The sequence below is a fragment of the Falsiroseomonas sp. HC035 genome (assembly GCF_050563525.1).
Taxonomy (GTDB): domain Bacteria; phylum Pseudomonadota; class Alphaproteobacteria; order Acetobacterales; family Acetobacteraceae; genus Falsiroseomonas.
Window position 1 is genome coordinate 201830 of sequence record NZ_JBNXUN010000007.1, and the last position, 25134, is coordinate 226963.

21 protein-coding genes and 1 pseudogene are annotated in these 25134 nt (G+C 72.1%); 11 read left to right on the top strand and 11 right to left on the bottom strand.

All coding sequences use genetic code 11. The annotated features are described in order from the left end of the window. The first annotated feature begins 35 nt into the window (after positions 1-35). Positions 36-1358 carry an APC family permease gene (locus ACLF3G_RS16965; RefSeq protein WP_430670583.1) on the top strand — a complete coding sequence of 441 codons (1323 nt, stop codon included), beginning with the start codon at positions 36-38 and terminating at the stop codon, positions 1356-1358. A gap of 67 nt (positions 1359-1425) precedes the next feature. After that, positions 1426-2622, top strand: coding sequence for a hypothetical protein (locus ACLF3G_RS16970; protein ID WP_430670584.1), 1197 nt, complete (start codon positions 1426-1428; stop codon positions 2620-2622). Positions 2623-3376: 754 nt separating this feature from the next. On the opposite strand, the gene ACLF3G_RS16975 is transcribed toward ACLF3G_RS16970, so the two are convergent. Next, positions 3377-8674 carry a filamentous hemagglutinin N-terminal domain-containing protein gene (locus ACLF3G_RS16975; RefSeq protein ID WP_430670585.1) on the bottom strand — a complete coding sequence of 1766 codons (5298 nt, stop codon included), beginning with the start codon at positions 8672-8674 and terminating at the stop codon, positions 3377-3379. A gap of 172 nt (positions 8675-8846) precedes the next feature. Between ACLF3G_RS16975 and ACLF3G_RS16980 the strand changes: the two genes are divergently transcribed. Next, complete coding sequence (locus ACLF3G_RS16980; RefSeq protein WP_430670586.1) at positions 8847-9518, top strand: nitroreductase; 672 nt, start codon at positions 8847-8849, stop codon at positions 9516-9518. Beyond that, positions 9515-10777, top strand: a complete 1263-nt coding sequence (locus ACLF3G_RS16985; RefSeq protein ID WP_430670587.1) for an MFS transporter — start codon at positions 9515-9517, stop codon at positions 10775-10777. Before ACLF3G_RS16980 ends, ACLF3G_RS16985 begins: the two co-directional genes overlap by 4 nt. Positions 10778-10849: 72 nt before the next feature. Here ACLF3G_RS16985 and ccmI read toward each other — a convergent pair whose 3' ends face one another. From ccmI to ACLF3G_RS17020, 7 genes are read right to left on the bottom strand one after another with little or no spacing between them, the layout of a single operon-like run. Further along, on the bottom strand, positions 10850-11647 hold the full coding sequence (ccmI, locus tag ACLF3G_RS16990; RefSeq protein WP_430670588.1) for a c-type cytochrome biogenesis protein CcmI: 798 nt from the start codon (positions 11645-11647) through the stop codon (positions 10850-10852). Then, a complete protein-coding gene (locus ACLF3G_RS16995; RefSeq protein ID WP_430670589.1) occupies positions 11644-12225 on the bottom strand; it encodes a cytochrome c-type biogenesis protein in 582 nt (193 codons plus the stop codon). Before ACLF3G_RS16995 ends, ccmI begins: the two co-directional genes overlap by 4 nt. Continuing rightward, positions 12222-12785, bottom strand: a complete 564-nt coding sequence (locus ACLF3G_RS17000; protein WP_430670590.1) for a DsbE family thiol:disulfide interchange protein — start codon at positions 12783-12785, stop codon at positions 12222-12224. The genes ACLF3G_RS16995 and ACLF3G_RS17000 overlap by 4 nt, the downstream gene beginning before the upstream one ends. A 10-nt stretch (positions 12786-12795) precedes the next feature. Continuing rightward, a complete protein-coding gene (locus ACLF3G_RS17005) occupies positions 12796-14772 on the bottom strand; it encodes a heme lyase CcmF/NrfE family subunit (RefSeq protein ID WP_430670591.1) in 1977 nt (658 codons plus the stop codon). Then, the gene (ccmE, locus tag ACLF3G_RS17010; RefSeq protein ID WP_430670592.1) at positions 14769-15299 is read right to left on the bottom strand and encodes a cytochrome c maturation protein CcmE; all 531 of its coding nucleotides are present in this window, start codon (positions 15297-15299) and stop codon (positions 14769-14771) included. The genes ACLF3G_RS17005 and ccmE overlap by 4 nt, the downstream gene beginning before the upstream one ends. Further along, positions 15296-15442: a heme exporter protein CcmD gene (gene ccmD / locus ACLF3G_RS17015; RefSeq protein ID WP_430670593.1), complete on the bottom strand. Its 147-nt coding sequence runs from the start codon at positions 15440-15442 to the stop codon at positions 15296-15298. Before ccmD ends, ccmE begins: the two co-directional genes overlap by 4 nt. Further along, on the bottom strand, positions 15439-16230 hold the full coding sequence (locus tag ACLF3G_RS17020) for a heme ABC transporter permease (protein ID WP_430670633.1): 792 nt from the start codon (positions 16228-16230) through the stop codon (positions 15439-15441). Before ACLF3G_RS17020 ends, ccmD begins: the two co-directional genes overlap by 4 nt. A gap of 113 nt (positions 16231-16343) precedes the next feature. Between ACLF3G_RS17020 and ACLF3G_RS17025 the strand changes: the two genes are divergently transcribed. From ACLF3G_RS17025 to ACLF3G_RS17040, 4 genes are all read left to right on the top strand, one after another. After that, complete coding sequence (locus ACLF3G_RS17025) at positions 16344-16634, top strand: YciI family protein (RefSeq protein ID WP_430670594.1); 291 nt, start codon at positions 16344-16346, stop codon at positions 16632-16634. Positions 16635-16764: 130 nt separating this feature from the next. Beyond that, the gene (locus tag ACLF3G_RS17030) at positions 16765-17211 is read left to right on the top strand and encodes an EVE domain-containing protein (protein ID WP_430670595.1); all 447 of its coding nucleotides are present in this window, start codon (positions 16765-16767) and stop codon (positions 17209-17211) included. 4 nt (positions 17212-17215) lie between these two features. Beyond that, on the top strand, positions 17216-17704 hold the full coding sequence (locus tag ACLF3G_RS17035; RefSeq protein WP_430670596.1) for a GFA family protein: 489 nt from the start codon (positions 17216-17218) through the stop codon (positions 17702-17704). Beyond that, entirely contained in the window at positions 17697-18059 is a 363-nt protein-coding gene (locus ACLF3G_RS17040) for a Rieske (2Fe-2S) protein (RefSeq protein ID WP_430670597.1), read from the top strand. Before ACLF3G_RS17035 ends, ACLF3G_RS17040 begins: the two co-directional genes overlap by 8 nt. Before the next feature lie 49 nt (positions 18060-18108). Here the strand turns inward: ACLF3G_RS17040 and ACLF3G_RS17045 are convergent, their stop codons facing one another. Continuing rightward, a complete protein-coding gene (locus tag ACLF3G_RS17045; protein WP_430670598.1) occupies positions 18109-19095 on the bottom strand; it encodes a cyclase family protein in 987 nt (328 codons plus the stop codon). A gap of 270 nt (positions 19096-19365) precedes the next feature. Between ACLF3G_RS17045 and ACLF3G_RS17050 the strand changes: the two genes are divergently transcribed. Further along, positions 19366-20346, top strand: a complete 981-nt coding sequence (locus ACLF3G_RS17050) for a Bug family tripartite tricarboxylate transporter substrate binding protein (protein WP_430670599.1) — start codon at positions 19366-19368, stop codon at positions 20344-20346. 232 nt (positions 20347-20578) lie between these two features. Beyond that, complete coding sequence (gene acs, locus ACLF3G_RS17055) at positions 20579-22525, top strand: acetate--CoA ligase (protein WP_430670600.1); 1947 nt, start codon at positions 20579-20581, stop codon at positions 22523-22525. An 8-nt stretch (positions 22526-22533) separates the two neighbouring features. Here the strand turns inward: acs and ACLF3G_RS17060 are convergent, their stop codons facing one another. Continuing rightward, on the bottom strand, positions 22534-23244 hold the full coding sequence (locus tag ACLF3G_RS17060) for an EAL domain-containing protein (protein ID WP_430670601.1): 711 nt from the start codon (positions 23242-23244) through the stop codon (positions 22534-22536). Positions 23245-23498: 254 nt separating this feature from the next. On the opposite strand from ACLF3G_RS17060, the pseudogene ACLF3G_RS17065 reads away from it, so the two are divergent. Then, positions 23499-24585 (top strand): annotated as a pseudogene (locus ACLF3G_RS17065) (MFS transporter). A 227-nt stretch (positions 24586-24812) separates the two neighbouring features. On the opposite strand, the gene ACLF3G_RS17070 reads toward ACLF3G_RS17065, so the two are convergent. Beyond that, on the bottom strand, positions 24813-24938 hold the full coding sequence (locus ACLF3G_RS17070) for a DUF1674 domain-containing protein (protein ID WP_430670634.1): 126 nt from the start codon (positions 24936-24938) through the stop codon (positions 24813-24815). Between the last annotated feature and the right edge of the window lie 196 nt (positions 24939-25134).

A 25134-nucleotide genomic window follows, 5' to 3' on the forward strand; every position in this document is an offset into this window, starting at 1 on the left:
CGTCCTGGTCGCGGCCTGTCGTGGAGCACTGCGGAATGAGCGCGCCCTCCGAACCCAGCCTCGTCCGCGCCATCGGGCCGTTCCAGCTTTTCGCCTACACGCTGGGCGGGATGCTCGGCGCCGGCATCTACGGGCTGGTGGGGCGCGCGGCGGGGGACCTCGGCTCCGCGGTCTGGCTCGGCTTCATCGTCGCCATGGTCGCGGCGCTGCTGACCGGGCTGTCCTATGCCTCGCTCGGCAGCCGCTACCCGCAGGCCGGGGGTGCCGCGACCATCACCCAGCGCGCCTTCGCCCGGCCGCTGTTGACCTGGGTGGTGGGGCTTTCAGTCATGGCCTCCGGCCTCACCTCCGTCGCCACGCAATCCCGCGTGGTGGCGGAGAACCTGCTGCGGCTGTCGGGGCTCGCGGGGGTGCCGGCGCTGGCCATCGCGCTCGGCTTCCTGCTGCTGGTCACCGGCATCGTCATCCGCGGCATCCGCGAAAGCATGTGGGTGAACATCCTGTGCACCACCATCGAGGCCGCGGGCCTGCTGCTGGTGATCGCGGTGGGCATTCCCTACTGGGGCACGGTCAGCCTGATGGAGACGCCAAGCGGCGAGGGCATCGGCGTTTCGTTCCTGATGACCGGCGCGATCCTGACCTTCTTCGCCTTCATCGGCTTCGAGGACACGATCAACGTGGCCGAGGAAGCCCGCAATCCGCGCCGTACCCTGCCGATCGGCATCATCGGCGCCATGCTGGCGGCAACCGTGCTGTACATCGCCGTCGCCGTCACTGCCGTCTCCGTGGTGCCTTGGCGGGAACTCGCCACGGCACCGGGGCCGCTGGCGGAGGTGATGGCCCGCGCCGCGCCCTGGCTGCCGGCATGGGGTTATGTCGCCATCACCATCTTCGCCGTCGCCAACACCGCGCTGCTGAACTACGTCACCGCCTCCCGCCTCGCCTTCGGCATGGCGCGGCACGGGCTGCTGCCGAAGGCGCTGGCGCGGGTGCATCCGGTGCGGCGCACGCCGCATGTGGCGGTGCTGGCGCTGCTGCCGGTGCTGGTGGTGCTGGTGCTGCTGGGCAATATCGGCCAGCTCGCCGCCGCCACCGTGCTGCTGCTGCTGGCGGTGTTCACCGTGGTGAACCTGGCGCTGCTGGTGCTGCAACGCCGCCCCGGCGAGGTGCGCGGCGGCTTCGAGGTGCCCTGGCCGGTGCCGGCCGCCGGTGCCCTGGTGTGTGCCGCCCTGCTGGTCAACCGCGTGGCCGCCGGCGACTGGCAGGCCCCGGCGCTGGCCGGCGGGCTGGTGGTGCTGATCCTGTTCGGCTTCTTGCTGCTGCGGCCGCGGGTGGAGGAGGCGCCCATGCCAGGCTGATGCGGTTGCCTTGCGCGCCGGCGGCCTGCCCGACATGCTCCGGCCTCGGCGACGGGGGTCTCGGGGGATGCAGGGTTCATCGCGTTGGGCGTGGCTTGGCCTGCTTCTCGTGGCGTTCGTGGTTCCTGGGCCGGCGCTGGCCCAGCCGGCACCACCCGCCGGCACGCCGGCCGAGATCACGGTGCAGAACGAGACCGACCTCACCCTTACCTACCTTTACATCGACCCGGCCGGGGCGCGGCGCGGGGAGGACCGGCTGGGGCAGGACACGGTGGCGCCCGCCACCACCTACCGCGCCCGGCTCGGCCGACAGGCGGGGTGCAGCTTCGATGTCACCGCGATCTGGCAGGACCGGACGGAGGAGGTGCGCCGCGCCGTCGACCTGTGCGCCACGCCGCGCCTGGTCTTCGGCGACCCCGCCATGCCGACGCTCGACGTCGCCGTCGGCAACAACAGCGACACCGTGCTGCGCGAGCTTTATGCATCCACGAGCGGGACGTCCGGCGCCTGGGGCCCGGACCGGTTGGGCTCGGAGGTGATCCCCGCCAACGGCGCCTTCCGCATGCGCATCCGCACCCGCGACTGCACCTTCGACATCCGCGCCGTCTTCGCCGATGACCGGGAGGAGGTGAAGGCCCGCGTCGATCTTTGCGCCGAGCGCGGCGTGGTGTTCGACCGCAGCGGCATCCCGCGCCCGGAAAGCCGCAGCCTGGTGCTGGCGAACCGGCATCTCGCGACGGTGGCGCAGGTTTATGTCTCCTCCTCCAGCGATGCCGATTGGGGTCCGGACCGCCTGGGCGCGGAGCTGTTGCCGACCGGGGAGGAAACGACGCTGGCGCTGGAGGTGGAATGCCGGGTGGACATCCGCATCCTGTTCCCCGGCGGCGGCATCGAGGAACGCCGGGCGGTGGACATCTGCGCCGCGCCGCGCCTGGTGCTCACCCCCGGATGGGTCGCCGCCAGCGCGCCGGATGCGGCCGGGCCAAGCGCGGGCACGCCGGAGCCCGGCGAGACCGCCGGCGTGCTGAGCCTGCGCAACGCCGGCCCGCTGCCGATCGTCGAGATCTACGCCTTTCCGCCCGGCGAGCCGCGCGGCACCGACCGCCTCGGCGCCGACATCCTGCCGGTGGGGGAGGTGCTGGACCTCGAGGCGCCAGACGGCGATGCCTGCCTCGCCGATGTGGTGGCGGTGTTCCGCGATGGGCGGGAGGTGACGCACAGCGGCCTCGACCTCTGCAAGGCCGGGGAGATCGAGATCCGATGAAACCGCTTCACGCAGCCTTCGCCGCACTGCTGCTGGCCAGCGCCGCGCCGGCCCAGGCGCAGCCACAGCCGGGCCCGCAGCCACAGCCGGGCCGTCCCGCGCCTGCCACACCTGCCGCGCCCACGGCACAAGGCATCCCGCAGCCGCTGCGTGGCGCCTGGTTCGCCGGCGAATGCACCGACCCCACCGCCGTGCTGGTCGTCACCGCGCGCAGCGTCGCGCGCCTCGATGCGGAGGAACCGGCCCAGCTGTTCCGCTTCCGCGGCACGCGCCGGCTGGGTGGTTGGACTCTCGGCACTGCCGGCGGGGCGGAGGCACCGCGGCTGCTGCTGCGTGCCGTGGGTGCCACGCTGGAGACCGCCGAGCCGGACCCGAAGACCCGCGACGACCGCCTGCCCGGTGAGGTGGAGCCCGAATCCTGGCGCCGCTGCGCCACTCCGCCCCTGGCACTGGCCGCGCTGCACGGGGAGGGCGCGGCCTTCCTCGGCGCGCTGGAGCACATGGAAGCCGCCTGCGGGCCCGCGGCCTCGGGGTCGGGCGCCACCGCATCCGCCTGTGCCGCCGCCATCGTCGCGCAGGCGGATGTCAGCGGCGATGGCCGGCTTTCCTCCGCCGAACTGGCGCGACTGGCGCGCGGCGCGGCCTGGCTTGCCGCGGTGCGGGAAGGTGCGACGCCGGACCTGCTCTCGGCCGCCGTCGGGGCCGGCGGGTTGGCCGGGCTGCTGGCGGCGCGGGTGCTGGTGGAAAGCCTGGACTACGACGGCGACGGACGCGTTTCCGCGGCCGAGCTGGTGCAGGATCGTGGCACGCTGGCCGGCCCGCCGGGGGGGCCGCTCGGCAATGCGGCCGGAAGCCCGTTGCGGCTGGAGGGGCTGGCGGAAGGCGCCGGGCTGCTGCGCGGCCTGGCGGAGGGGCTGTTCGGCGAACAATAGGCGTCGTCGTCCTCCGGCATCCGCAGCAGGAAGGGGCCCGGCGCGCCGGGATGTCGGTCGTGCAGGTCCAGCCGGGGCGCCGTCGCGGTGGCGGGCAGGATGACGGGGCGCGATGGCCCGGCGACCGGCGGCACTGCCGGCTGGATGGGTGGCGCGACCGGGGTCAGGATGGGCGGCTCCACTGGTGGCTCCACTGGTGGCTCCACTGGCGGAACCACGGGCGGCTCGACGGGCGGGGCCTCCGGTGTCCCGCTGCATGTCGCCGCGGACATGACGCAGTTGTTGAACAGGTAGTTGCCGCCCGGCGCCGCCACCGCCACGGCACGCGCCGCCGCCTCCCCGCCCTGGCCGCCGAGCACGCCGAGGATGAAGGCCGACCCGCCCTGGCCGAGCAGGCCGAGCCGCCCGGCCTCGAGCACCCCGAGCGTCGGTGCGTTGTCCAGCAGCAGGAACACTGGCGCGGCGCCGGCATCGAGGTCGAGCACCGCCGCACCCCCCGGCAGCGCGCGCGCCGGGCCAAAATCGGCCAGCTGGGTCGCCTGCCGCGCCGGCGCCAGGCCGGGCACATCGGCCAGCAGCCCCGCCGGCAGCGCCGCCAGCCCACCCTGCCGGCTGTCCAGGATCAGCACAGGCAGCGCCGCCGCATCCCGCGCCAGCAGCCGGCTGGCGGCACCCGCGGTGAAGCCGCCCGGCGCCGCGAGCAGCACGCCGCGCTCGGCCTGCAACGCCGCGCCATCCAGCCGCATGGCCCCGCCGGCGCGCAGTACCAGGTCGGCGCCGGATATGGCACCGGCGAGCGTCAGGTCTCCGCCGGTGGCGAGGCTCAGCGCCCCGGCCGCCGCCCCGCCGGACAGCCGTGCGACCGCGTTGCCCGCAGCGTCCAGCGCCACCTGACCGGCAGCGGACAGGTGCAGCCCGGCCGGGCCCACCGTCAGCTTCGCCTCGACGGCGCCCTGGGTGATGTCGCCGCTGCGCGCCACCAGCACCGCGGAGCCCGCCGCCACGGGAGCCGTCAGGTGCAGGGCGGCGGCGGACAGGTCCAGCGCGCCGGCCGCCTCCAACCGTTCCAGCCGCAACGGGCCGATACTGTCCAGGCTCAGCGAGCCGACCCGGCCGCCCAGGCGTTCGACCGCCTGCGCCGCATCGATCCGTACCGCGCCCGGCGTGTCCAGTTGCAGCAGCCCGGCGGCGAGGCTGCCGCCGGCCTCGTTCCGGATGCCCACCTCGGCGCGCAGGAAGATGGTCGGCGCCGCCAGCGGTCCGGTCAGCCGCAGCACCGCCTCACCCTCCTGCGCCACGGCGAAGGCCACCGCCGCGCCGCCGGGGCCGAGCGCCGCCACGCGGTTGCCCTGGCCATCCAGCAGCACGCTGCCCGCGGCCGCCTCGGCCCGCAGCATCCCGGCCGAGAGGCCGGCGCCGCGCAGGGTCTGGCCGATGTCGCCCACCATCGCCGCCAGTTCCGCCGTCCCGGCCGAGACCGGCGCCAGGAGACCGAGCGAGGCGGCCGAGATAGCCAGCAGCCCCGGCGCGTCCAGCGCCTCCGCCACCAGCAGCCCGCCCTCCTGCGCCAGGGACAGCGCGCCGGCGCTGCCGCCGATGGCGCCAATCCCATGCCGCCCGGCCGCGTCCAGCCGCACCGGCCCGGCCGTGTCCAGCCGCAGCATGGCCCCGCGCAACCCGCCGCCGGCGCCATCATCCAGCCCGGATTGCGTGCGGAAGCGCAGGCTGGGCGCGGTGACCAGGCCGACGAGCGACAGCGCCGCGGCCCCTTCCTGGGCCAGCGAGAATTCGCCCGCCGCGCCGCTGGCACCCAACGCCGCAATCAGGTTGCCGGCACCGTCCAACAACACGTTGCCGGCCAGCGACCGCACCAGCAGCAGCGGTGCCGCCAGCCCCGCGCCGTTGGCGGACTGGCTGATATCCTGGGCCACCTGCAGCGCCAGTGTGCCACCGGCCACGACCGGACCTTCGATGGACAGCGCGCCGCCGGCGGTCAGGCGGATCTCGCCCTCCGCCTGGCCGGCCCCGATTCGGGAAACGGCGTTGCGAGCTTCCTCCAGCAGCACCGAGCCTTCGGTGGCGCTGGCGCGGAGCAGCCCGGCTTGCAGCGCGGCCCCGGGGGATTGCGTGATGCCGAGCGGCGCCGCGAGATCGGCCTCCGCCACCATCACAGGCGCACCCAGACGCAGCGCGCCGGTGGTGGCCAGGAAGAACCGGCCCGGCGTGGCGATGGCGCCAAGTTCCGGGATGCGGTTGCCGGCGGCCCGCAGGTCGACAAGGCCGCCGGCCTGGACCGAGACGATATCGGCCAGCAGCGGCGCCGCGCCGGGCGCCTGCACCAGGCTGCCCGCCTGGACCAGGGAAAGCTGCGCCGCCTCGATCCCCGCCAGCCCCAGGTCGCCCGCGCCGCGCCAGCCGAAGCCGCCCAGCGCCTGCCCGCCCAGGCTGCCCACCCGGTTCAACGCCGCATCCAGCCGCACCGCGCCGGACGGCGCCTGCGCCACCAGGCCGGCGGCGGTGATCGGCGCGGCCGCGGTCTGGCTGAGGTCGCCGGCGGTGGCGCGCAGGCGCGCCGTGGCGGCGGCGAGCGGCGCTTCCAGCGCAAGGCCCGCGGCCTCCAGCGCCAGCGCGCCGCCAGCTGCAAGCGCGCCGTCCAGCCGCAGCGGCGCATCGATGGCCAGGCTGAAATCCCCGGTGGCGCCACCCGTGCCAAGCACGCCGAAGCGGTGGCCCGCGCCAGCGACCCGCACGGAGCCGCCGGTCAACGCGACCCGGTCCGCGACGATGGCGCCATCCGCCGTCAGCGCGCCACCCGCGCGCAGCGTGACACCCGGCGCCTCGACGCGGCCCGGCACGTCCAGCGCGCCGGAGGTGGCCAGGGTGAAGCCGCCATCGGCGCGGATCGTGCCAAGGCGCGCCACCGCATTCCGCGCATCGGCCAGCGTGGCGGCTCCATCGGTCTCAAGGCTCAGCGCCAAGGCCGTCAGCCGCGCACCCTGGTCCTGGGTGATGCCGCCGGCGGCGCGCAGCGCGACCTCCGGTGCCGACAGCGGCGCGGCCAAGCGCAGCGGACCCTGCGTCGCCACCAGCAGCGTGTCGCCAGCGATGCCATGGATCCCGGCGATCCCGTTCAGCGGCGCATCCAGCCGCACAGCCCCATCCGGCACCACCACCTGCAGCGTTTCGACATTGAGCCGCGAGGTGGCCAATTGCGTCAGGTCGCCGCCCGACAGGCGCAGCGAGGCCAGCCCGGCATTGATGCCGCCGACCAGCTCCAGGCTGCCCTGGTTCACCAGGGACAGGCCGCGCGGCACGAAGCTGTCGCCCAGTCGCACCACGCGGTTGCCGGCGCCGTCGAGCGACATCGCGCCCAGCGCCGCATCCAGCCGCAGCGTTCCGGTCGAGACGCCGGCACCGCTGGCCTGCTGGGTAACCCCGCGCAGGGCGAACAGGTCCAGCGTGCCGGTGGCGGTGACCGGGGCGAACAGCGCCAGGGTCTGCGGCGTCTCCAGCCGGATGTCGGTGGCGGCGAGGGCGGAATCCACGCTCATCGCCAAGCGGCTGGTCACGCCGTAATGCCCTGCCGCCCCGCCGCCGGCCAGGGCGCGGATCGTGTTGTTCGCAGCCCCCAGCCGCACCGACCCGCCGGTGCTGCGCGCCTCCAGCGTGCCGAGGTTCAGGTTCGCGCCGCTGGCCGACTGCACGATATCCCCGGCCGAGCGCAGCACCAGGTCGCCGGCGATGGTCATGCCGCGCAGGATGGTGATGCCGGCGGTCGCGGCGTCTGTGGCGGCGGCGCCGGTGGTCTCCAGCGTCAGCGGGCCGGTCGGCTTGCTGACCGCGGCCTCCACACGGATCGCGCGTTCGGCCTGCAAGGTCAGCGCGCCGGTGGTGGCGCCGATGCTGGCGGCGGTGATCTCGGCGGGCTCACCGGCGCCGGACAGGCTGCCGACGATGCGCAGGTCGACCGGGTCCACCAGCACCTCCCGCGCCTGCATCGCGCCATCCAGCGCCAGGCCGCCGCGGGACGAGACCTCGATCCGGTCCGCGACGAGGCTGCCGGACATGGTGGTGTGCTGCGCGGCATGGACGATGACCGTGCCGCCCGCCGCCCGCACCGTGGCGCCGCGTTCCACCACGGTCCGGCCGGCGAGGCGGCGCGGCTGGCCGATGCGGCTTTCGGTGCCGGCGCCGAGCGTGACATGGCCGCCCGGCGCCTCCACCACTGCGCCGGGGGCGAGGCGGACCGTGCCGCTGGCGGTCGCCTCCACCACCGGGGCGCGCAACAGGCCATCGAGGCGGAGGCCGCCGCCCTCCGCCCGCAGCGCCACCTGCGCGGCGGTGGTGGTGCCACCCGAGCTGACCAGGGTTTCCAGCACGCCGGAGGCCGCGCGGGCGGTCAGCAGCACGCTGCCGCCCTCGGCACTGATGGTGCCGGATTGGGTCACCAGCGTCGTGGCGCCGGAGGGTGCGGCGCTGACCTGTCGCGTCACGTCCAGCGCCAGCAGCCCATCGCCGGCGAGGTCGAGGGCGAAGGCCTCCCCACCCGCCAGGGCGACGCGGCCAAGGCGCGCGCGGATGCTGCCCGAATTGGCCACGACCGGCCCGACCAGTGCGGCCAGCCCCTGGTCCGCCACGGTGATGGAGCCCTGATTCTCCACCCGCGCACCGGGCCGCGGCGCACCGTCGAAGACCATGCGGCCATTGACGAAATTCTGGTTGGTGATGTCCGCGGTGGTGGCGATCAGCGCCGCTACGTCCACCTGGGCGCCCTGGTGGAACAGCACGCCGGCCGGGTTCACCAGCGCGACGCCACCATTGGAGGTGACGCGCCCGGCGATGGCGGAGGGGTCGCCGCCCACCACCCGGTTCAGCGACCAGGACCCGGCGCCGGGCTGGCGGATATCCACCTGGTGGTTGGCGCCAACATCGAAGCGCTGCCATTCCAGGATGGCGCGATCACTGCCCTGCAGGACCTGGGTGCGGCCGGGCGTGCGGGTGATGCTGGCCTGCCCGGCGACGACGGCGCCACCCACCGGCCCGGCATCCGGCGCCTGGGCGGCGGCGAGGCCGGGCATCGCCAGGGCGGCGGCCAGCAGGACGGGGCGGTTCGGGCGCATCGCCGCGCATCCTGCCCCACCCCAACCCCAACCGGAAGCTGAATTTCCTGCCCACCATGCACGCGGCTTGCCCACCATACCGCGTTGCGCCCCGTTGCGATGCGCCCCGTTGCGTTGCACCCCGAACCGCGGCGCGACAGGATGCGGCCGAACCGGAGGACGACGCCAAACCATGGATGTGTTCGAGGCGCTGGCGACCCGCCGCAGCATCCGCGGCTTCCGGCCGGACCCGGTGCCGCGCCCGGTGATCGAGCGCATCCTGGCCGCGGCGTCCCGCGCGCCGTCGGGGTCCAACATCCAGCCCTGGCATGTCCGGGTGACCCAGGGCGCGGAGAAGGCGCGGCTTTCGGCGGAACTGCTGGCGGCGCATGAGGCCGGTGCCGCGGTGCCGCGCGAGTATGAGTACTATCCGCGCAGATGGCGGGAGCCCTACCAGGCGCGGCGCCGCAAGGTGGGCTTCGGGCTGTACGAACTGGCCGGGGTGGCGCGCGGCGACGTGGCGGCGGGCAACGCCCAGCGCGCCCGCAACTTCGACTTCTTCGGAGCCCCCGTGGGGCTGTTCTTCACCATCGACCGCGACCTGGAACAGGGTTCCTGGCTCGATTTCGGCATGTTCCTGCAATCCATCATGCTGGCGGCGCGCGGCCTCGGCCTCGACACCTGCCCGCAGGCGGCGTTCTGCGACCACCACGTCGTGGTGCGCCGGGTGCTCGGCCTGCGTGACGACCAAGTGATGGTTTGCGGCATGTCGCTCGGCTTCGAGGATAAGGCGGAGCCCACCAACGCGCTGGTGACCGAACGCGCAAAGCTGGCGGATTTCGTCACCTTCGGGCCGGACGCATGACATCCGATGCCGTTCCGGACGGCAGGCAGGCCTGGATCCGGCTGGCGGCGCTGGTCGGGCTGGCGACGCTTGGGGGGGCCGGGATGTGGTCCGTGGTGGTGGCGCTGCCCTACGTCCAGGCGGAATTCGGCGCGACGCGCGGCGAAGCCTCGCTTCCCTACACCCTGACCATGCTGGGCTTCGCCACCGGCGGCATCCTGATGGGCCGGCTGGCGGACCGCTTCGGGGTGATGGTGCCGGTGCTGATGGGCACGGTGATGCTGACGCTGGGCTACGTGTTGGCAGCGATGGCGCCCAGCCTGTTGGCCTTCGCCCTGGCGCAGGGCGTGCTGATCGGGGCGCTCGGCTCCTCCGCCGCCTTCGGGCCGCTGCTGGCGGATGCCTCGCTGTGGTTCCGCCGGCGGCGCGGCATCGCGGTGGCGCTGGCGGCCTCCGGCAACTACCTGGCCGGCACGGTCTGGCCGCCGATCCTGCAGGCGCTGATCTCGGCGCAGGGTTGGCGCGTGGCGCATCTCGTGGTGGGCGGCGTGCTGCTGGTGACCATGCTGCCGCTGTCGCTGCTGCTGCGCCGCCGCCCCCCCGCCCTGCCGCCGGTGGCGCCGCGGGCGGTCGGCGCGCCGGCGCCGGTGGCGGCGCGGCCGCTCGGAATGGATTCCAATACGCTGACCCTGCTGCTGTGCGTCGCGGGCCTCGGCTGCTGCGTCGCCATGGCGATGCCGCAGGTGCATATCGTCGCCTACTGCGCCGACCTCGGCTACGGCGTTGCGCGGGGGACGGAGATGCTGTCCCTCATGCTTGCCTGCGGCATCGTCTCCCGCATCGTGTCGGGGCTGATCGTGGACCGCATCGGCGGGCTGGCGACGCTGCTGCTGGGCTCCGTGCTGCAGGCGGTGGCGCTGGCCTTCTACCTGTTCTTCGACAGCCTGGTGTCGCTGTACCTGATCTCGGCGCTGTTCGGCCTGTTCCAGGGCGGCATCGTGCCGAGCTACGCGGTGATCGTGCGCGAGTACTTCCCGGCGCGGCAGGCCGGCACGCGGGTTGGCGTGGTGCTGATGGCGACGCTGCTGGGCATGGCGCTGGGCGGGTGGCTGTCCGGCGTGATCTTCGACTGGACTGGCAGCTACGCCGTCGCCTTCCTGAACGGCATGGCCTGGAACGCGATGAACGTCGTCATCGTGTCCTGGCTGCTGTGGCGGGCGCGGCGGGCGGGGCAAACCACCCAGCACTTGAAGCAACCTGCAGCCGCCTTTGGCGGCTGAGGCCGCGAATGCGGCCCGCGGCTCATGCCACGCAAGCCAAGCCTCGGAGCGGCGCTGGCGCTTGAAGTCCTATCAAGGCAGCGCCTGGAGCTGCCGCTCCACAACCGGGCGCCAGGGCGCTTCCGGCCCGGCGTCCGCCAGCAGCGCCTGCCAGGTGCGGCGGGCATTGTCGGCGCGGCCGGCTCGCGCCTCGGCGAGGCCGGCGAGGAAGCGCAGCCGCGGCTCGCGCGGTGCGGACCCCAGCGCGCGGGCGATGAGCGCGGCGGCGGCCTCCACCTCGCCACGCTCGATCTCGAGTTCGGCGAGGTCGCCGGCCAACTCTACCTCGAAGCGTGAGTCGAGGGCGGCGCGGTAGGCGGCGGCGGCCTCGGCGAGGCGGCCGCGGGAGCGTTCGGCGTTGCCGAGCAGGATCTGGCCTTGCCGGGCAGTATCGGTCGCCGGGTCCAGCATGGCGACGCGGGCGCGCAGCATCTCCAGCATCCGGTCCTCGGTCGCCATCTGCTCCTGCCGCGCGGCGAAGGGGGCGGCGGGCATGTCCGGCGTGCCGCGCGTCATGTACAGGCCGATCGCCGCGGCCGGTAGCAGGAAGACCAACGCGCCGAGCAGGCCGGGGGTGCGGCCGGACCTGTCCTCGGCGGCGTCCTCCGCCGGAGCGGCCAGGATGCGGCGCTGCACCTCCAGGCGCGCGGCCTGATGCTGGGCGGCGTCCAGGCGGCCGGTCTCAAGCTCCCGGTCGAGTTCCGCCAGCTGCGCGCGGTACAGCGCCAGGTCGGCCTCGCTGCGGCCGCGCAGGCGGGCGGGGCGCAGCAGCGCCCAGGCCAGCGGCGCCAGGGCGAGCGCCGCGACGCCACCAAGCAGAAGCCAGATCACGCCCTGTTTCCATCCTGTGATTCAAGCTGCGCCAACCGGCGCTGTTCCTCCGCGCTCAGCGGCGGGGGCGGCGGGATCTGCGCGGTGGTACGGCGGGCCATCAGGATCAGGCCGAAGCCGAGCAGCAGGGCGACGAAGGGGGTCGCCCACAGGATCAGCGTGTTCCAGGCGAAGGGCGGCCGCAGCAGCACGAAGTCGCCGTAGCGGGCGTGCAGGAAGTCCTTCACCTCCGCATTGGAGTCACCGGCGGTGATGCGCTCGCGGACGATCAGGCGCAGGTCGCGGGCGAGGCTGACCTCGCTGTCCTCGATCGACTGGTTCTGGCAGACCATGCAGCGGATCTCGCGGCCCAGCGCTCGGGCGCGTTCTTCCTGCGCGGCGTCGGGCAGCATGTCGGCGGGGCTGGTGACGGCCAGGGCGGGGGTTGCGAGGAAGACCAGCACCAGAAGGCGGACCGCGAAGCGGGCCGAGCGCGCGAAGGCGCGCCGCGCCCAGACCATCCGCCCAGCAGGGCGCACCAGTGCAGGGCGCGAAGCCAAGCCTGCGGAGCAGGCGCCCGGCGTCTGAGGGTCTGTCATGAATACCTGCGCATCAGCACACGGAGATCGAGGTTCAGCACCTCCTCCGTGATCGGCCCGGCATAGCGCCAGCGGATGATGCCCTGGCGGTCCAGCAGGTAGCTTTCCGGCACGCCATAGACGCCCCAGTCGATCGCGACGCGGCCCGGCGCGTCCTGCGCCAGCCGTCCGAACGGGTTGCCGTGGCGACGGATGAACTGGAGGCTGTCGGCGGGCTTGTCCTTGTAGGCAATGCCGTAGATGGGCATGCCTTCGCGGGACAGCTTCATCAGCTGCGGATGCTCGATGATGCAGGGCACGCACCAGCTCGCCCAGAAATTCACCAGCGCCGGGCCGGGCAGGTTCGCCAGATCGGCGGACCCGAACGCCTCGACGCCGCTCTCGGGCAGCGCCGGCAGGCTGAACTCGGGCGGCTTCTGGCCGATCAGGGCCGAGGGCACGCCGCGCGGGTTGTAGGCGCCCGTCCGCTGGCGTTGCAGCGCCGTGTAGAAGCCGATGCCGCCCACCGCCGCGGCGGCGAAGGGCAGGCCAAGCAGCAGGCGGCGCGAGGTCGGTGTCATGCCCTTCCTCTCACGCCGGCTTCGGCTGGCCGCGCACCGCGGCGCGATTGGGCGCGGAGACGCGGACACGGCGATCGGCCAGCGAGAGCGCGGCGCCCAGCGCCATGATGGCGGCGCCGAGCCAGATCCAGGGCGCCAGCAGGTTGAAGTGCACGCGGATCACGGCCTTGCCAGTCGCCGCCTCCTCCTCCCCGATCACCGCATAGAGGTCGGCCATCAGGTTGGTGCGGATGGCAACTTCGGTGGTGTGCTGGCTGGCCAGCGGGAAATGGCGCCGGGCCGGCGTCATGACGTGCAGTTGCCGGCCGTCACGCAGCACGGTGATGGTGGCGCGGCGCGCCGTCCAGTTGGGGCCGACCTCGTCCCGCACCGCGTCCAGGCGCCACTCATAGCCGGCGAGCGTGGTGGATTCGCCCGGCGACAGCGCCACCAGCCGTTCCTGCGCCAGCCCCATGCCGGCGATGCCGGCAGCGGTGATGCCGATGCCGGCATGGGCGATGGCCGCCCCCCAGGCGGCGCGCGGCAGGCCCCGCGCGCGGTTCCAGGCGTTGCGCGGGTTGGTGCGGAACAGCGCGGTGCGGTCCGCGATGTCGGCGAAGGCGGCGCCCACCACCCAGGCGGCGAAGGCGAAGCCCACCGCCGGCAGCACGCGCTGGCCGGACGCCAGCAGCGCCACGAAGAAGGCCGCGAAGCCGATGACGGCGACCCACCACAGCTTCATCACGATCGGGACAAACTGCGCCCGCTTCCACGGCATCAGCGGCCCCGCCGCCATCGCCAGCAGCAGCGGCACCACCAGCGGGAAGCTGGCCGAATTGAAGAAGGGCGGCCCGACGGAGACCTTGCTGCCGAACAGCGCATCCGCGAACAGCGGCCACAGCGTGCCGACGAAGACGACGGCGGTGATGGAACAGATCAGCAGGTTGTTCAGCACGATGGCGCCTTCGCGCGACACCGGCGCGAAGATGCCGGTCGGGATCATCGCCCGCGCGCGGAAGGCGAACAGCAGGAAGGCGCCGGCCAGGTAGAACATCAGCAGGCCGAGGATGAACAGCCCGCGCTCCGGGTCGTTGGCGAAGGAATGCACGCTGTTCAGCACGCCCGAGCGCACCAGGAAGGTGCCGAGGAGGGACATGCCAAAGGCGATGATCGCCAGCAGGATGGTCCAGGTCTTCAGCGCCTCCCGCTTCTCGACCACGATGGCGGAATGCAGCAGGGCGGTGCCGATCAGCCAGGGCAGCAGGCTGGCATTCTCGACCGGGTCCCAGAACCAGTAGCCGCCCCAGCCGAGTTCGTAATAGGCCCACCAGGACCCCAGCGCGATGCCCATGGTCAGGAAGGACCAGGCGGCCAGCGACCACGGGCGCACCCAGCGACCCCAGGCGGCATCCACCCGGCCCTCGATCAGCGCGGCGATGGCGAAAGCGAAGGTGACGGCGTAGCCGACATAGCCGAGGTAGAGCAGCGGCGGGTGCAGCGCCAGGCCGATATCCTGCAGGATCGGGTTCAGGCCCTGACCATCGGGGGCCGGCGGCCACATCCGATCGAAGGGATTGGAGGTGCGGATGGTGAAGATGAGGAAGCCGACCGAGATCAGCCCGAGCACGCCGAGCACCCGCGCCCGCAGCGCCGTCGGCAATTCGCGGCCGAAGGCGGAAACCGCCGCGCCGCAGATGCCCAGGATCATGATCCAGAGGACCAGCGAGCCCTCATGGTTCCCCCAGGTGCCGGTCAGCTTGTACAGCATCGGTTTGGCCGAATGGCTGTTCTGCACGACGTTGACGACGCTGGTGTCGTTGATGGCGTAGGAATACATCAGGCAGCCGAAGGCCGCGACGATGGCAAGGCATTGCCCGAGCGCCAGCGGCGCCCCCGTCGCCATCATCCGCCCGTCGCGCATCTCCGCGCCCAGCAGCGGCAGGGTGGACTGCGCCAGCGCCAGGATCAGCGCCAGGACCAGGGCGAAATGGCCGACTTCCGCGATCATCCGCCGGTGTTCCGAGTTACAGCCGCCGGCTGTGTGGGGTTGAGCGTGTTCCAGGTGGCAGGCGGCGGCGGTGCGCCCTGCGCGGGTTGCCACTGGCCGGCGCGCTTCAGCGCATCAGCGACCTCGGGCGGCATGTAGGTCTCGTCATGGCGCGCCAGGACTTCCGTGGCGCGGAAGGTGCCATCAAGGCCGAAGCGGCCGGCGGTGACCACGCCCTGGCCTTCCCGGAACAGGTCCGGCAACACGCCCTGGTAGGTGACGGGTACGGTATGGGCGCCATCGGTCACCCGGAAATGCACGGTGGGCCGGGCGCCGGAGGCGGTTTCCTCCCGCGTCACGCTGCCGGCCTCGACCAGCCCGCCAAGGCGGAAGGATCGCTCTGGCGCCGGTCGCTCCGCAACGATATCGGAGGGCGAGCGGAAGAAGACGATGTTGTCCTGGAACGCGGTCAGGGTCAGCGCCGTGGCACTGCCCACGCCAACTCCGCACAGCACGAGAATCCAGAGGCGGCGGCGCTTGCGCGTCATGGGTTCCTCTCACCCCGGGGGTCGAGCCTTTTCAGTTTCGCCACGGCCTGGCGCTGGCGCAGCACGGCGGAGATGGCCAGCGCCGCGAAGACCGCCAGCGTGCCGGCCCAGCTTACCGAAATATGGACCCAATGCGTTGTCATGCCGCAACTTCCGCACGCCGCGCCCGGGCGGTTTCCAGCGCCCGGATGCGGCGTTCCATAACCGCGCTCCGGGTCCGCGCCAGCACCACGGCGCCGAACAGCAGGGAGAAGCCCAGGGCGCAGACCAGCAGCGGGTACAGCATGTCCACATGCATGCCCGGCGCATTCAGGCGGGTGACGCTGGCCGGCTGGTGCAGGGTGTTCCACCAGTCGACCGAGAACTTCACCACCGGCAGGTTCACCAGCCCGACCAGCGCCAGGATGGCACCGGCGCGCGCGCCGCGTTCCGTCTCGTCGAAGGCGCGCACCAGCGCGGCGTGGCCGAGCCACAGGAAGAACAGCACCAGCACGCTGGTCAGCCGCGCATCCCAGACCCACCAGGTGCCCCACATCGGCTTGCCCCACAGGCTGCCGGTCGCCAGGCACAGCGCGGTGACGGCGGCGCCGACCGGCGAAAGCTCCCGCGCCGTGAGGTCGGCCAGCGGGTGCCGCCAGATCAGCGACATCAGCGACAGGATGCCGAGGCCGAGGTAGCCGCCCATGGCCAGCCAGGCCATCGGGACATGCACATACATGATCCGCACCGTCTCGCCCTGCTGCCAGTCGGCCGGTGCGTAGAACAAGGCCCAGGCGGTGCCAAAGGCCGTGACGCCGAGCGCCAACGCCCAGAGCCACGGCATCAGCCGCCCGCTCAGCCGCAGGAAGCGGCCGGGATTGGCGAAGCGGTGCAGGCTCCGCGCGCTGGGGGGCGCAGGGCTTGCGGGGGAGCCCGGCGTGGCGGGCGTTATCGGTCTGGCGTCCACGTCCCTACACTAGGGGTCCTTCGCGCCGGATTGAAGCCGGTGACCAGGAGCGTTACGTCCCTTTCTCCGCGACGCGACCTCGATAGGGACGAAACACCATGATCTTCGCCATCTCCTGCACCGACAAGCCGGGCTCCCTGGAGCTGCGCATGGCGACCCGGCCGACGCACCTGGCCTACCTGCAGGAGCACATGGCGAACTTCGTGCTGGTCGGCCCGGTGCTGGACGGCGAAGGCAAGCCCTGCGGCAGCCTGCTGGTGGTGGAGGCCGCCGACCAGGCTGCCGCCGAGGCCTTCGCGGCCGGTGACCCCTACGCCAAGGCCGGCCTGTTCGAGACCGTCACCGTCCGCCCCTTCCGCACCGTCTTCAAGGACGGGGCGCAGGTGTAATGGCTCATCCTGCGGATCGTGGCCGATCCTTCCTCAGGCGCCGGCGCTGCGCTTGGCTGCGCCGCAGCGGCGGCGGCGGCCGTTCGGCCGCTCGCCCGCCTTTGGCGGGCGCAGGTTGCAGGGACCGCCAATGGTAGTCCGCGCACGCCACTACTGGCTGGTGAAGTCGGAGCCCGATGCCTTCTCCTGGGATCAGCAGGTGGCGAACGGCACGGAGCCCTGGACCGGCGTGCGCAACCACATGGCCAAGGCGAACCTGGTCGCCATGAAAAAGGGCGACCTCGCCTTCTTCTACCACTCCAACATCGGCAAGGAGATCGTCGGCGTGGTGGAGGTGGCCCGCGAAGCCTATCCGGACCCGAGCGTCGAGCCGGGCACCAAGGGCGAGTGGGTCTGCGTCGACATGAAGGCGGTCTCGCCGCTGCCGAAGCCGGTGACGCTCGCCGAGATCAAGGCGGATCCCGACTTCTCCGAGCTTGCTTTGGTGCGGATGTCGCGGCTTTCGGTGATGCCGGTCTCGGCCGAGCATTGGAAGAAGCTGTGCAGGCTGGGCGGCTGGAAGGCCCCGAAGGAGTAGCGCGATGCGGCTGGAAGGATCCTGCCACTGCGGAAAGGTTGGGTTCCGGGTGGAGAGTGCGCACCCCTATCCCTACCAGCGCTGCTACTGTTCCATCTGCCGCAAGACCCAGGGTGGCGGCGGCTTCGCCATCAACCTGTCCGGCGATGCGGCAACCCTGAAGGTGCGCGGCGCGAAGCACCTGAAGGTGTACCGGGCGGTGATGCGGGAGCCGGGCCAGCGGTCCCGCAAGAGCCCCGGCCAGCGGCATTTCTGCGCCGAATGCGGCAGCGCGCTGTGGCTGTTCGACCCGCGCTGGCCGGAGTTGGTGCACCCCTTCGCCTCCGCCATCGACAGTGAATTGCCGGTGCCGCCGGAGCACACCCACCTTATGCTGGGCTCGAAGCCCGGCTGGGTGGAGCCCTGCTTCGCGAAGCGGGACCGGCGGCACGACGAATACCCGAAGGAAAGCATCGCCGAATGGCATGCCAGGCTGGGACTGACGGATGAGTGAGGTCGCGGCGGATGAGCGGGTGTTGTGCCGGCTGGAGGAAATTCCCGATGGCGAAAGCCGCGGCTTCGCCCCGGCCGCCGGCGCCTTCACCGGGCTGTTCGCGGTGCGCCGCGGCGGGCAGGCCTTCGTCTATGTGAATTCCTGCCCGCATGTCGGCCTGCCGCTGGACCCGGCGCCGCACCGCTTCCTGGATGCGAAGCGCAGCGCCATCGTCTGTTCGGCACATGGCGCGCGCTTCCGGATCGAGGACGGGCTGTGCACCTCCGGCCCCTGCTATGGGGAGCACCTGGAGGCGGTGCCCGCCCGGGTGGATGGCGAGGGGCGGGTGGTGGTGCCGGCGAAGGCCGGGCTGTAGGCGGCACGGTCCCCCTCACCCAATTCTCCGCCCCCCTAGGGGAGCGGGCTTAAAGCATCGCGGTCGGCGCCACGGTGCTGCCGCTGCCGCCCTGGACCTTCAGCGGCTGCATGACGAAGGCGAATTCGCGTTCCGGCCGCCGCGCCATCTCATCCAGCTTCATGTTCTCCAGCAGGTGCACGCCATGCGCCACCAGCGCCAGCTGGTGCACGGGCAGGGAGGCGTCGGGCATGGTCTTCGACGGCGCGCATTCCACCGGCCAATTGTCCGAGCCCATCAGGATCGGGTTGCGCTGGATGATCCATTCCGCCGCCGCGACGCCGATGCCCGGGCAGCTACGCACGTAGCGCGCATTGTCCCGCCCCCACAGCGTGCCCCAGCCGGTGTGGATGATGACGGCATCCCCCTCCGCGATCTGCATGTTCTGGCGGGACAGCGCCTGTTCCAGGTCCGCCACCGTGATCTCGTAGTCGTCGCCCAGCACCGGCACGCCCTTCGCGCCCGCCACGTCGATCAGCACGCCGCGGGTCATCACCGTGCCGATGGTGTGCACGCCCATCTCGGTGAAGCCGGACCGGCCGCTGATCGAGGGCAGGTCGACGCAGTTGTAGACCTGGTCGCCGATGGTCTGGTGCGGGAAGGCATCGAGCTGGGTGCCGACCTGGCCGATCTCGGTGATGACGATCTCCTCGTTCGAGCCGCGGCGGTTCGGCTCCGGGTTCATGAAGGTGCGCTTGGTGTGCAGGTCGAAGCGCCGGGTGCCGAAGAACGGCATGGTCGGCGCCAGCACATGGCCGAGTTCCACCATCTGCCCGGTGCGGATCAGCCGCGCCGCCGCCTGGGCACGCTCCGGCGTCTGCAGGTTCATCGAGCCGCGACGGTCGTTCGGACCCCATCGGCTGGGGCAGCGCTGCGCGGCCTCAGGTGGTGACCAGCGCTGTTGGGCTTGGACGGGGGTGGCGGTGAGGCCCATGTGGCCGCCGCCGCAGGCAAGGCAGGCGACCCCGAACAGGCCGCGGCGCGAGAGCGTCTTCATGCTGTTTCTCTCCCGGATTGCCGGCGGTTCCGCCGGTCCGGGCGGAACGCTACGCAGCCGGTCGATCCGCCGGCAATTAAGGTTCTCATCAAGGCTGCGCGCTCGCCGGGACGACGGCATGGCGGCCCACGCCGCATCCATGGTCGAAAGGCGCACGTCTCACCTCCAGCCTGGCAAAATTTTCTCTTGTTTGACCAATTCGGCTGGATTGGGGGATAAATCTTCCAAATCCGGGCGCATCGCGACGTCCGGCGACCGTGGAGATCGATCATGCCCCTCGCCCGCCGCAACCTCCTGCTCGCTTCGCTCGGCCTTGCCGCGACGCCCCAATCCTTGCACGCGCAAGCGCCCTATCCGGACCGCCCGATCCGGCTGATCGTGCCCTGGCCGCCGGGCGGCGCCGTCGGCGTACTGGGGCGGGCGATGCAGCAGGCGCTGAGCCTGGACCTCGGCCAGCCGGTCGTCATCGAGAACCTGGGTGGCGCCTCCGGCCGCATCGGCGGCCAGGCCGCGGCACGCGCGGCGGCGGACGGCTATAGCCTGTTGCTGGCCAACGACACCTTCGCGGCGACCGAGGCGCTGCCGGTGCCCGGCACGCCTTCGCTCCGCCACGCCTTCACGCCCGTGACCCAGGCGATCACGGCGGCGCAGGGCTTCTTCACCCATCCGCGGTCCGGCCTGAAGTCCGTGCAGGATTTCGCTGCCGCGGCGCGCGCACGGCCGGGGGGGCTGAATGTCGGCGTGCCGGGCATCGGCGCATCGCAGCACCTGACCAGCGAGTTGATGCTGCGGGCGGCCGGCGGCTTGCGGGTGGAATACGTGCCCTATCGCGGCGGTGGACCGGTGCTGCAGGACCTGATGGCCGGCAACATCGATGTCGGCGTGGTCACCTTCTCGGCTGGCGTGCCGCAGGCGCGGGACGGGCTGCTGGTGCCGCTGGTGGTGACCAGTGCGACGCGGCCGGCCAGCCTGCCGGAGGTGCCGACCGCCGCCGAGACCATCGCGCCCGGCTTCGTGCAGGATACCTGGATCGGGCTGTTCGCCCCTGCTGGCACCCCTTCGCCGATCGTCAACCGGCTGCATCAGGCGGTGCGGGTGGCGATCGCGGACCCGGCGGTGCGGCAGGTGCTGGACGGGCTGGGCTTCGCGCCCTCCGGCCTCGATCCCGCCGCCTTCGCCAGCCAATTCGACCAGACCATCGCGACCTTCGCCAGCATCGCGCAGGAACGCGGCATCACGGCCGGAAGCTGATTCCCGGACCCTGAGGCGCCGGGCGCGCGCCGCTCGCCGCTCGCCGCGCGCCCGCCTTGGGCGGGCGCGGGTGTCAGGATCACACGCGCTGAGCAACCCCGCTCTGGCGGCGCGCTGAACAGCAACACGCCGCCAGAGCGCCGGTTGACGCATCTCATGGCCGCGTGCCCCATTCATGCTCTATCAACCGGCCAGCACGCCGGAACGAGACGTGACGAGCTGGGGGACACGCATGACCGAAACCACCTTGATCGCCGTGAAGCCCGAGATCGCTTCCCGGGCCCATGTCGATGCCGCCGGCTACCAGGCGATGTTCGAGGCCGCAGCGCGCGACCCCGATGCCTTCTGGGCGCGCGAGGCGCAGGCCCGCATCGCCTGGATGCGGGCGCCGACGATCATCAAGAACACCGATTTCGGTGCCTCATCCGGCCAGGTCTCGATCAAGTGGTTCGAGGACGGGGTGCTCAACGCCTCCGTCTCCTGCCTCGACCGGCACCTGGCGACGCGCGGCGACCAGGTGGCGATCATCTGGGAGGGGGATGACCCCAGCAGCGATGCCAAGGTCACCTATCGCGAACTGCATGCGCGGGTCTGCCAGCTGGCCAATGCCATGCGCGGCCTGGGCGTCGCCAAGGGCGACCGGGTCTGCATCTACCTGCCGATGATCGTGGAGGCCGCGGTCGCCATGCTGGCCTGCGCCCGCATCGGCGCGGTGCATTCCATCGTCTTCGGCGGCTTCTCGCCGGACAGCCTGGCATCCCGCATCCAGGATTCGGAATGCACGATGCTGATCACCGCCGATGAGGGACGGCGCGGCGGCCGCAAGGTACCGCTGAAGGCCAATGCGGACGAGGCGCTGAAGACCTGCCCCTCCATCCGCCACGTCATCGTCGCGCGGAACACCGGCGGCACCGTTGCGATGCAGGACGGCCGCGACCATTGGTGGTCGGAGGCCTGCGATGGCCAGGCGCGCGATGCGGCGCCGGAGCCGATGGGGGCGGAGGACCCGCTGTTCATCCTCTACACCAGCGGCAGCACCGGCAAGCCAAAGGGCGTGCTGCACACCACCGGCGGCTACATGGTCTGGGCGTCCTTCACCCACCAGAACGTCTTCGACTACCGTGACGGCGAGATCTACTGGTGCACCGCCGATGTCGGCTGGGTCACCGGCCACACCTACATCGTCTATGGCCCCCTCGCGAACGGCGCCACCACCCTGATGTTCGAGGGCGTGCCGAACTACCCCACCGTGTCGCGGTTCTGGGAGGTGGTGGACAAGCACCAGGTCAACATCTTCTACACCGCGCCCACCGCCATCCGCGCCCTGATGCGGGACGGCGAGGCGCCGGTGAAGAAAACCTCCCGTGCCTCGTTGCGCATCCTGGGCAGCGTCGGCGAGCCGATCAATCCCGAAGCCTGGCTCTGGTACTACCGCAATGTCGGCGATGAGCGCTGCCCGGTGGTGGATACCTGGTGGCAGACGGAAACCGGCGGCATCCTGATCAGCCCGCTGCCGGGCGCCATCGCCCAGAAGCCGGGCTCCGCCACCCTGCCGCTGCCCGGCGTGCTGCCGGCGCTTGTGGACAATGAGGGCAACCTGCTGGAGGGCGCGACCGAGGGCAACCTCGTGATCCTGGACAGCTGGCCGGGCCAGATGCGCACGGTCTATGGCGACCATGAGCGCTTCCAGCAGACCTACTTCTCCACCTTCCCCGGCAAGTACTTCACCGGCGACGGCGCCCGGCGGGATGCCGATGGCTATTGGTGGATCACCGGTCGCGTCGACGACGTCATCAATGTCGCCGGCCACCGGATGGGCACGGCGGAAGTGGAAAGCGCGCTGGTGGCGCATCCGAAGGTGGCGGAGGCCGCCGTGGTCGGCATGCCGCACGACATCAAGGGCCAGGGCATCTACGCCTACGTCACGCTGAAGACCGGCGAGGAGCCGACCGAGGCGCTGCGCAAGGAATTGGTGGCCTGGGTCCGCAAGGAAATCGGCCCGATCGCCTCCCCGGATGCGATCCAGTGGGCGCCGGGCCTGCCCAAGACACGATCGGGCAAGATCATGCGCCGCATCCTGCGCAAGATCGCGGCCAACGAGACGGAGGCGCTGGGGGACACCTCGACGCTGGCGGATCCGGGGGTGGTGCAGGATCTGGTGGACAACCGGATCCGGTAGCGCCGCCCTTATCCCGGCACCACCGGCACCGGCAGCACGCCGAGGCCGGGGCGGGCGAACAGGAAGCCCTGCATCGCCCGCACGCCAAGGCCACGCAGCGCCGCGAGTTCACCCGGCGTCTCGATGCCCTCCACCACCGGCACCATGCCGAAGGCGCGCAGTTGTTCCAGCGTCTGGCGCACCCGTTCCAGCCGCGCCGGGTCCTGGTCCAGGCCCATCACGACCTCCCGCGCGATCTTGGCACCATCCGGCCGCCAGACCATCAGCAGCGGGATTCGGGCATGGCCGGTGCCCACATCGTCGAGCGCGATACGCAGACCGCGCCTTTGCAGCGCGCCCAGCGTCGCGGCGAGCGCCTGCGGGTCCTCCACGGGTTCCATCTCGCTGATCTCGAAGACCAGGCGCTCGGTCGGGAAGCCCATTGCCTCGGCATCCGCCACGGTGCGGGAGGCGCAGCAGGACGGGTCTCCCATGCAGCCGGGAAAGATGTTCAGGGTGAGGGAGGCGGAGGTCTCGGGCAGGCCGAGGCGCAGCGCCTCCGCCATCGCGCCACGGCGGATCTCGGCGTCGAACAGATATCGTTGCGCCTCCGGCACCGCGGCCAGCACGCTGTGCGCGGACTGGCCCTGTGGACCGCGCACCAGCGCCTCCTGCGCCAGGGTCATCCCGGTCTCGACATCGACGATGGGCTGGAAGGCGATGGCGAAGGGCGGGTTCACGGCAAGCCCATGGGCGGGAATCCTGCGAGGCCCTGAAGCTTGGCCATAAATGGCGGCGCGGCGCCAGCACCCGGCGGCGGTGTTGCAACAGCCGGTTTTGCAACGCAGCATCCCCCGGCATGGCCGATCCCTCACCCGCGCGTTCCACCAAACCCCAGTCTGGGGACCAGTCTGGGGACCAGTCTGGGGAGGCCGGGCAGACGCGCCAGTTGATCCTGGTGCTTGGCCTCGCCTGCCTCGCCTCCGTCGTGGCGATGCGGGCCTTCGACCCGCTGGTCGGAGTCCTGGCGCTCGAATTCCAGACCTCGCCGGCCTCCATCGCGCTGCTGTCCACCGCCTTCGCCCTGCCCTACGCGCTGGTGCAGCCGGTGCTGGGGCCGCTCGGCGATGCGGCGGGCAAGCGGCGTGTCATCCGCATCTGCCTGGTCGCCATGGGTGGCGCTGGCGGTGGCGGCGCTGGCGCCGGGCCTCACCTCCCTCACCGTGCTGCGGGTGCTGGCCGGCGCCGCGGCGGGCGGCATCTTCCCGCTCGCCATCGCCGCCATCGGCGACCAGGTGCCGATCGAGCGCCGCCAGGTGGCGCTGTCCCGGCTGCTCGTCGCGGGGCTCACCGGCAGCGCCGGCGGCGGGCTGATGGCGGCGCTGCTGGAGCCGCATATCGGCTGGCGCGGCGTGACGCTGGTCTGCGCCGCCATTGCCCTGGCCGGCCTACCCCTGCTGCGCGACCGGAAGGGCACGCGTCCGCCGCCCGGTCGGCGCTTCGACATGGCGGAGGCGGCGCGCCGCTACCGGCAGATCCTCGGCCTGTCCGCCGCGCGGGTGCTGTATGCCAGCGTCTTCGTCGAGGGCACGCTGATCTTCGGCGTCTTCCCCTTCATCGCGCCCACCCTGGTCGAGCGTGGCCATGGCGGCGCGGCGGAGGCTGGCTTGGCAATCTCCGCCTTCGCGATCGGCGGCTTCGTCTTCGCGGCGCTGGCGGGGTGGATGGTGCGGTACCTGGGCCAGAAGCGGATGATGCGCATCGGCGGCGTGCTGGCAGCGCTGGGCATGCTGGCGCAGGCGCTGGCGCCCTCGGCCTGGATACTGGTGGCGGCCTGCCTGCCGCTCGGGCTTGGCTTCTACATGATGCACAGTTCCATCCAGACCCGAGTGACGGAGGTGGCGCCCGGCGCGCGCGGCAGCGCCGTCTCGCTCCACACCTTCAGCTTCTTCCTCGGCCAGTCGCTCGGGCCGGCGCTGATGGCGCTGGGGCGAGGTACGGTGGGGCCGGAATGGGCAATGGGGCTATCCGGCGCGGGGCTGCTGGGGCTCGGCTTCTGGCTGGCACGCGGACGGCGCTGACCGGCGTTGCCACCAACATGGTTCCCGATTCGCCCCCGCTCTGGAACGCAGGGTGAATCAGGCAGAGTGGGGCTCGGATCGCGTCACGTCGAATCAACGCGTTGGTCCGAGTCGGCGGAACGAATCGCTGACTCGCCGAAGATGTTCTTCCGCCACAAGACCTGGGGGCTGGCGGCGCGGGCAGCCACAAGCGTGTTCCGTCCGGGCCGCCCGAGTCGCGCAACCACTCAGAAGTCGGTTACGCGGCCTTTCTGCTCCCAGTCGCCGTAGCGCGTCGGCTCCGGCCCCTTGGGCCCGCCGATCTCCGGCGGCAGCGCCATGCGCATGGGCTTCTCGGCCGGCGGATCGCCGATCGGCGTCGGCGGCTTGTCGCCGGGCAGTGGCGGCTCCTGGTCCGGCGGCGGCTGGATCGGCGCCGGATCGGGCTCCGGCACGCCGGGCGGGACGCCGGGGGGTTCGGAGGGCGGCAGGGGCACCTGCTGGGCCGATGTGATCGGCGGGACGGGCGTCCCGCCCTGGTGATTCGTGTTGCTCATGCCCCACATGTAG

Bases quoted from the DNA above. Each gene is read 5' to 3' on its own strand.
- ACLF3G_RS16975 (WP_430670585.1), bottom strand. From the start codon at position 8,674: ATGCGCCCGAACCGCCCCGTCCTGCTGGCCGCCGCCCTGGCGATGCCC.
- ACLF3G_RS17045 (WP_430670598.1), bottom strand. From the start codon at position 19,095: ATGAAGACGCTCTCGCGCCGCGGCCTGTTCGGGGTCGCCTGCCTTGCC.
- ACLF3G_RS17000 (WP_430670590.1), bottom strand. From the start codon at position 12,785: ATGACACCGACCTCGCGCCGCCTGCTGCTTGGCCTGCCCTTCGCCGCC.
- ACLF3G_RS17035 (WP_430670596.1), top strand. From the start codon at position 17,216: ATGCGGCTGGAAGGATCCTGCCACTGCGGAAAGGTTGGGTTCCGGGTG.
- ccmE (WP_430670592.1), bottom strand. From the start codon at position 15,299: ATGACGCGCAAGCGCCGCCGCCTCTGGATTCTCGTGCTGTGCGGAGTT.
- ACLF3G_RS16970 (WP_430670584.1), top strand. From the start codon at position 1,426: ATGCAGGGTTCATCGCGTTGGGCGTGGCTTGGCCTGCTTCTCGTGGCG.
- acs (WP_430670600.1), top strand. From the start codon at position 20,579: ATGACCGAAACCACCTTGATCGCCGTGAAGCCCGAGATCGCTTCCCGG.
- ccmD (WP_430670593.1), bottom strand. From the start codon at position 15,442: ATGACAACGCATTGGGTCCATATTTCGGTAAGCTGGGCCGGCACGCTG.
- ACLF3G_RS17050 (WP_430670599.1), top strand. From the start codon at position 19,366: ATGCCCCTCGCCCGCCGCAACCTCCTGCTCGCTTCGCTCGGCCTTGCC.
- ACLF3G_RS16980 (WP_430670586.1), top strand. From the start codon at position 8,847: ATGGATGTGTTCGAGGCGCTGGCGACCCGCCGCAGCATCCGCGGCTTC.
- ACLF3G_RS16965 (WP_430670583.1), top strand. From the start codon at position 36: ATGAGCGCGCCCTCCGAACCCAGCCTCGTCCGCGCCATCGGGCCGTTC.
- ACLF3G_RS17025 (WP_430670594.1), top strand. From the start codon at position 16,344: ATGATCTTCGCCATCTCCTGCACCGACAAGCCGGGCTCCCTGGAGCTG.
- ACLF3G_RS16985 (WP_430670587.1), top strand. From the start codon at position 9,515: ATGACATCCGATGCCGTTCCGGACGGCAGGCAGGCCTGGATCCGGCTG.
- ACLF3G_RS17030 (WP_430670595.1), top strand. From the start codon at position 16,765: ATGGTAGTCCGCGCACGCCACTACTGGCTGGTGAAGTCGGAGCCCGAT.
- ACLF3G_RS17040 (WP_430670597.1), top strand. From the start codon at position 17,697: ATGAGTGAGGTCGCGGCGGATGAGCGGGTGTTGTGCCGGCTGGAGGAA.
- ACLF3G_RS16995 (WP_430670589.1), bottom strand. From the start codon at position 12,225: ATGACAGACCCTCAGACGCCGGGCGCCTGCTCCGCAGGCTTGGCTTCG.
- ACLF3G_RS17005 (WP_430670591.1), bottom strand. From the start codon at position 14,772: ATGATCGCGGAAGTCGGCCATTTCGCCCTGGTCCTGGCGCTGATCCTG.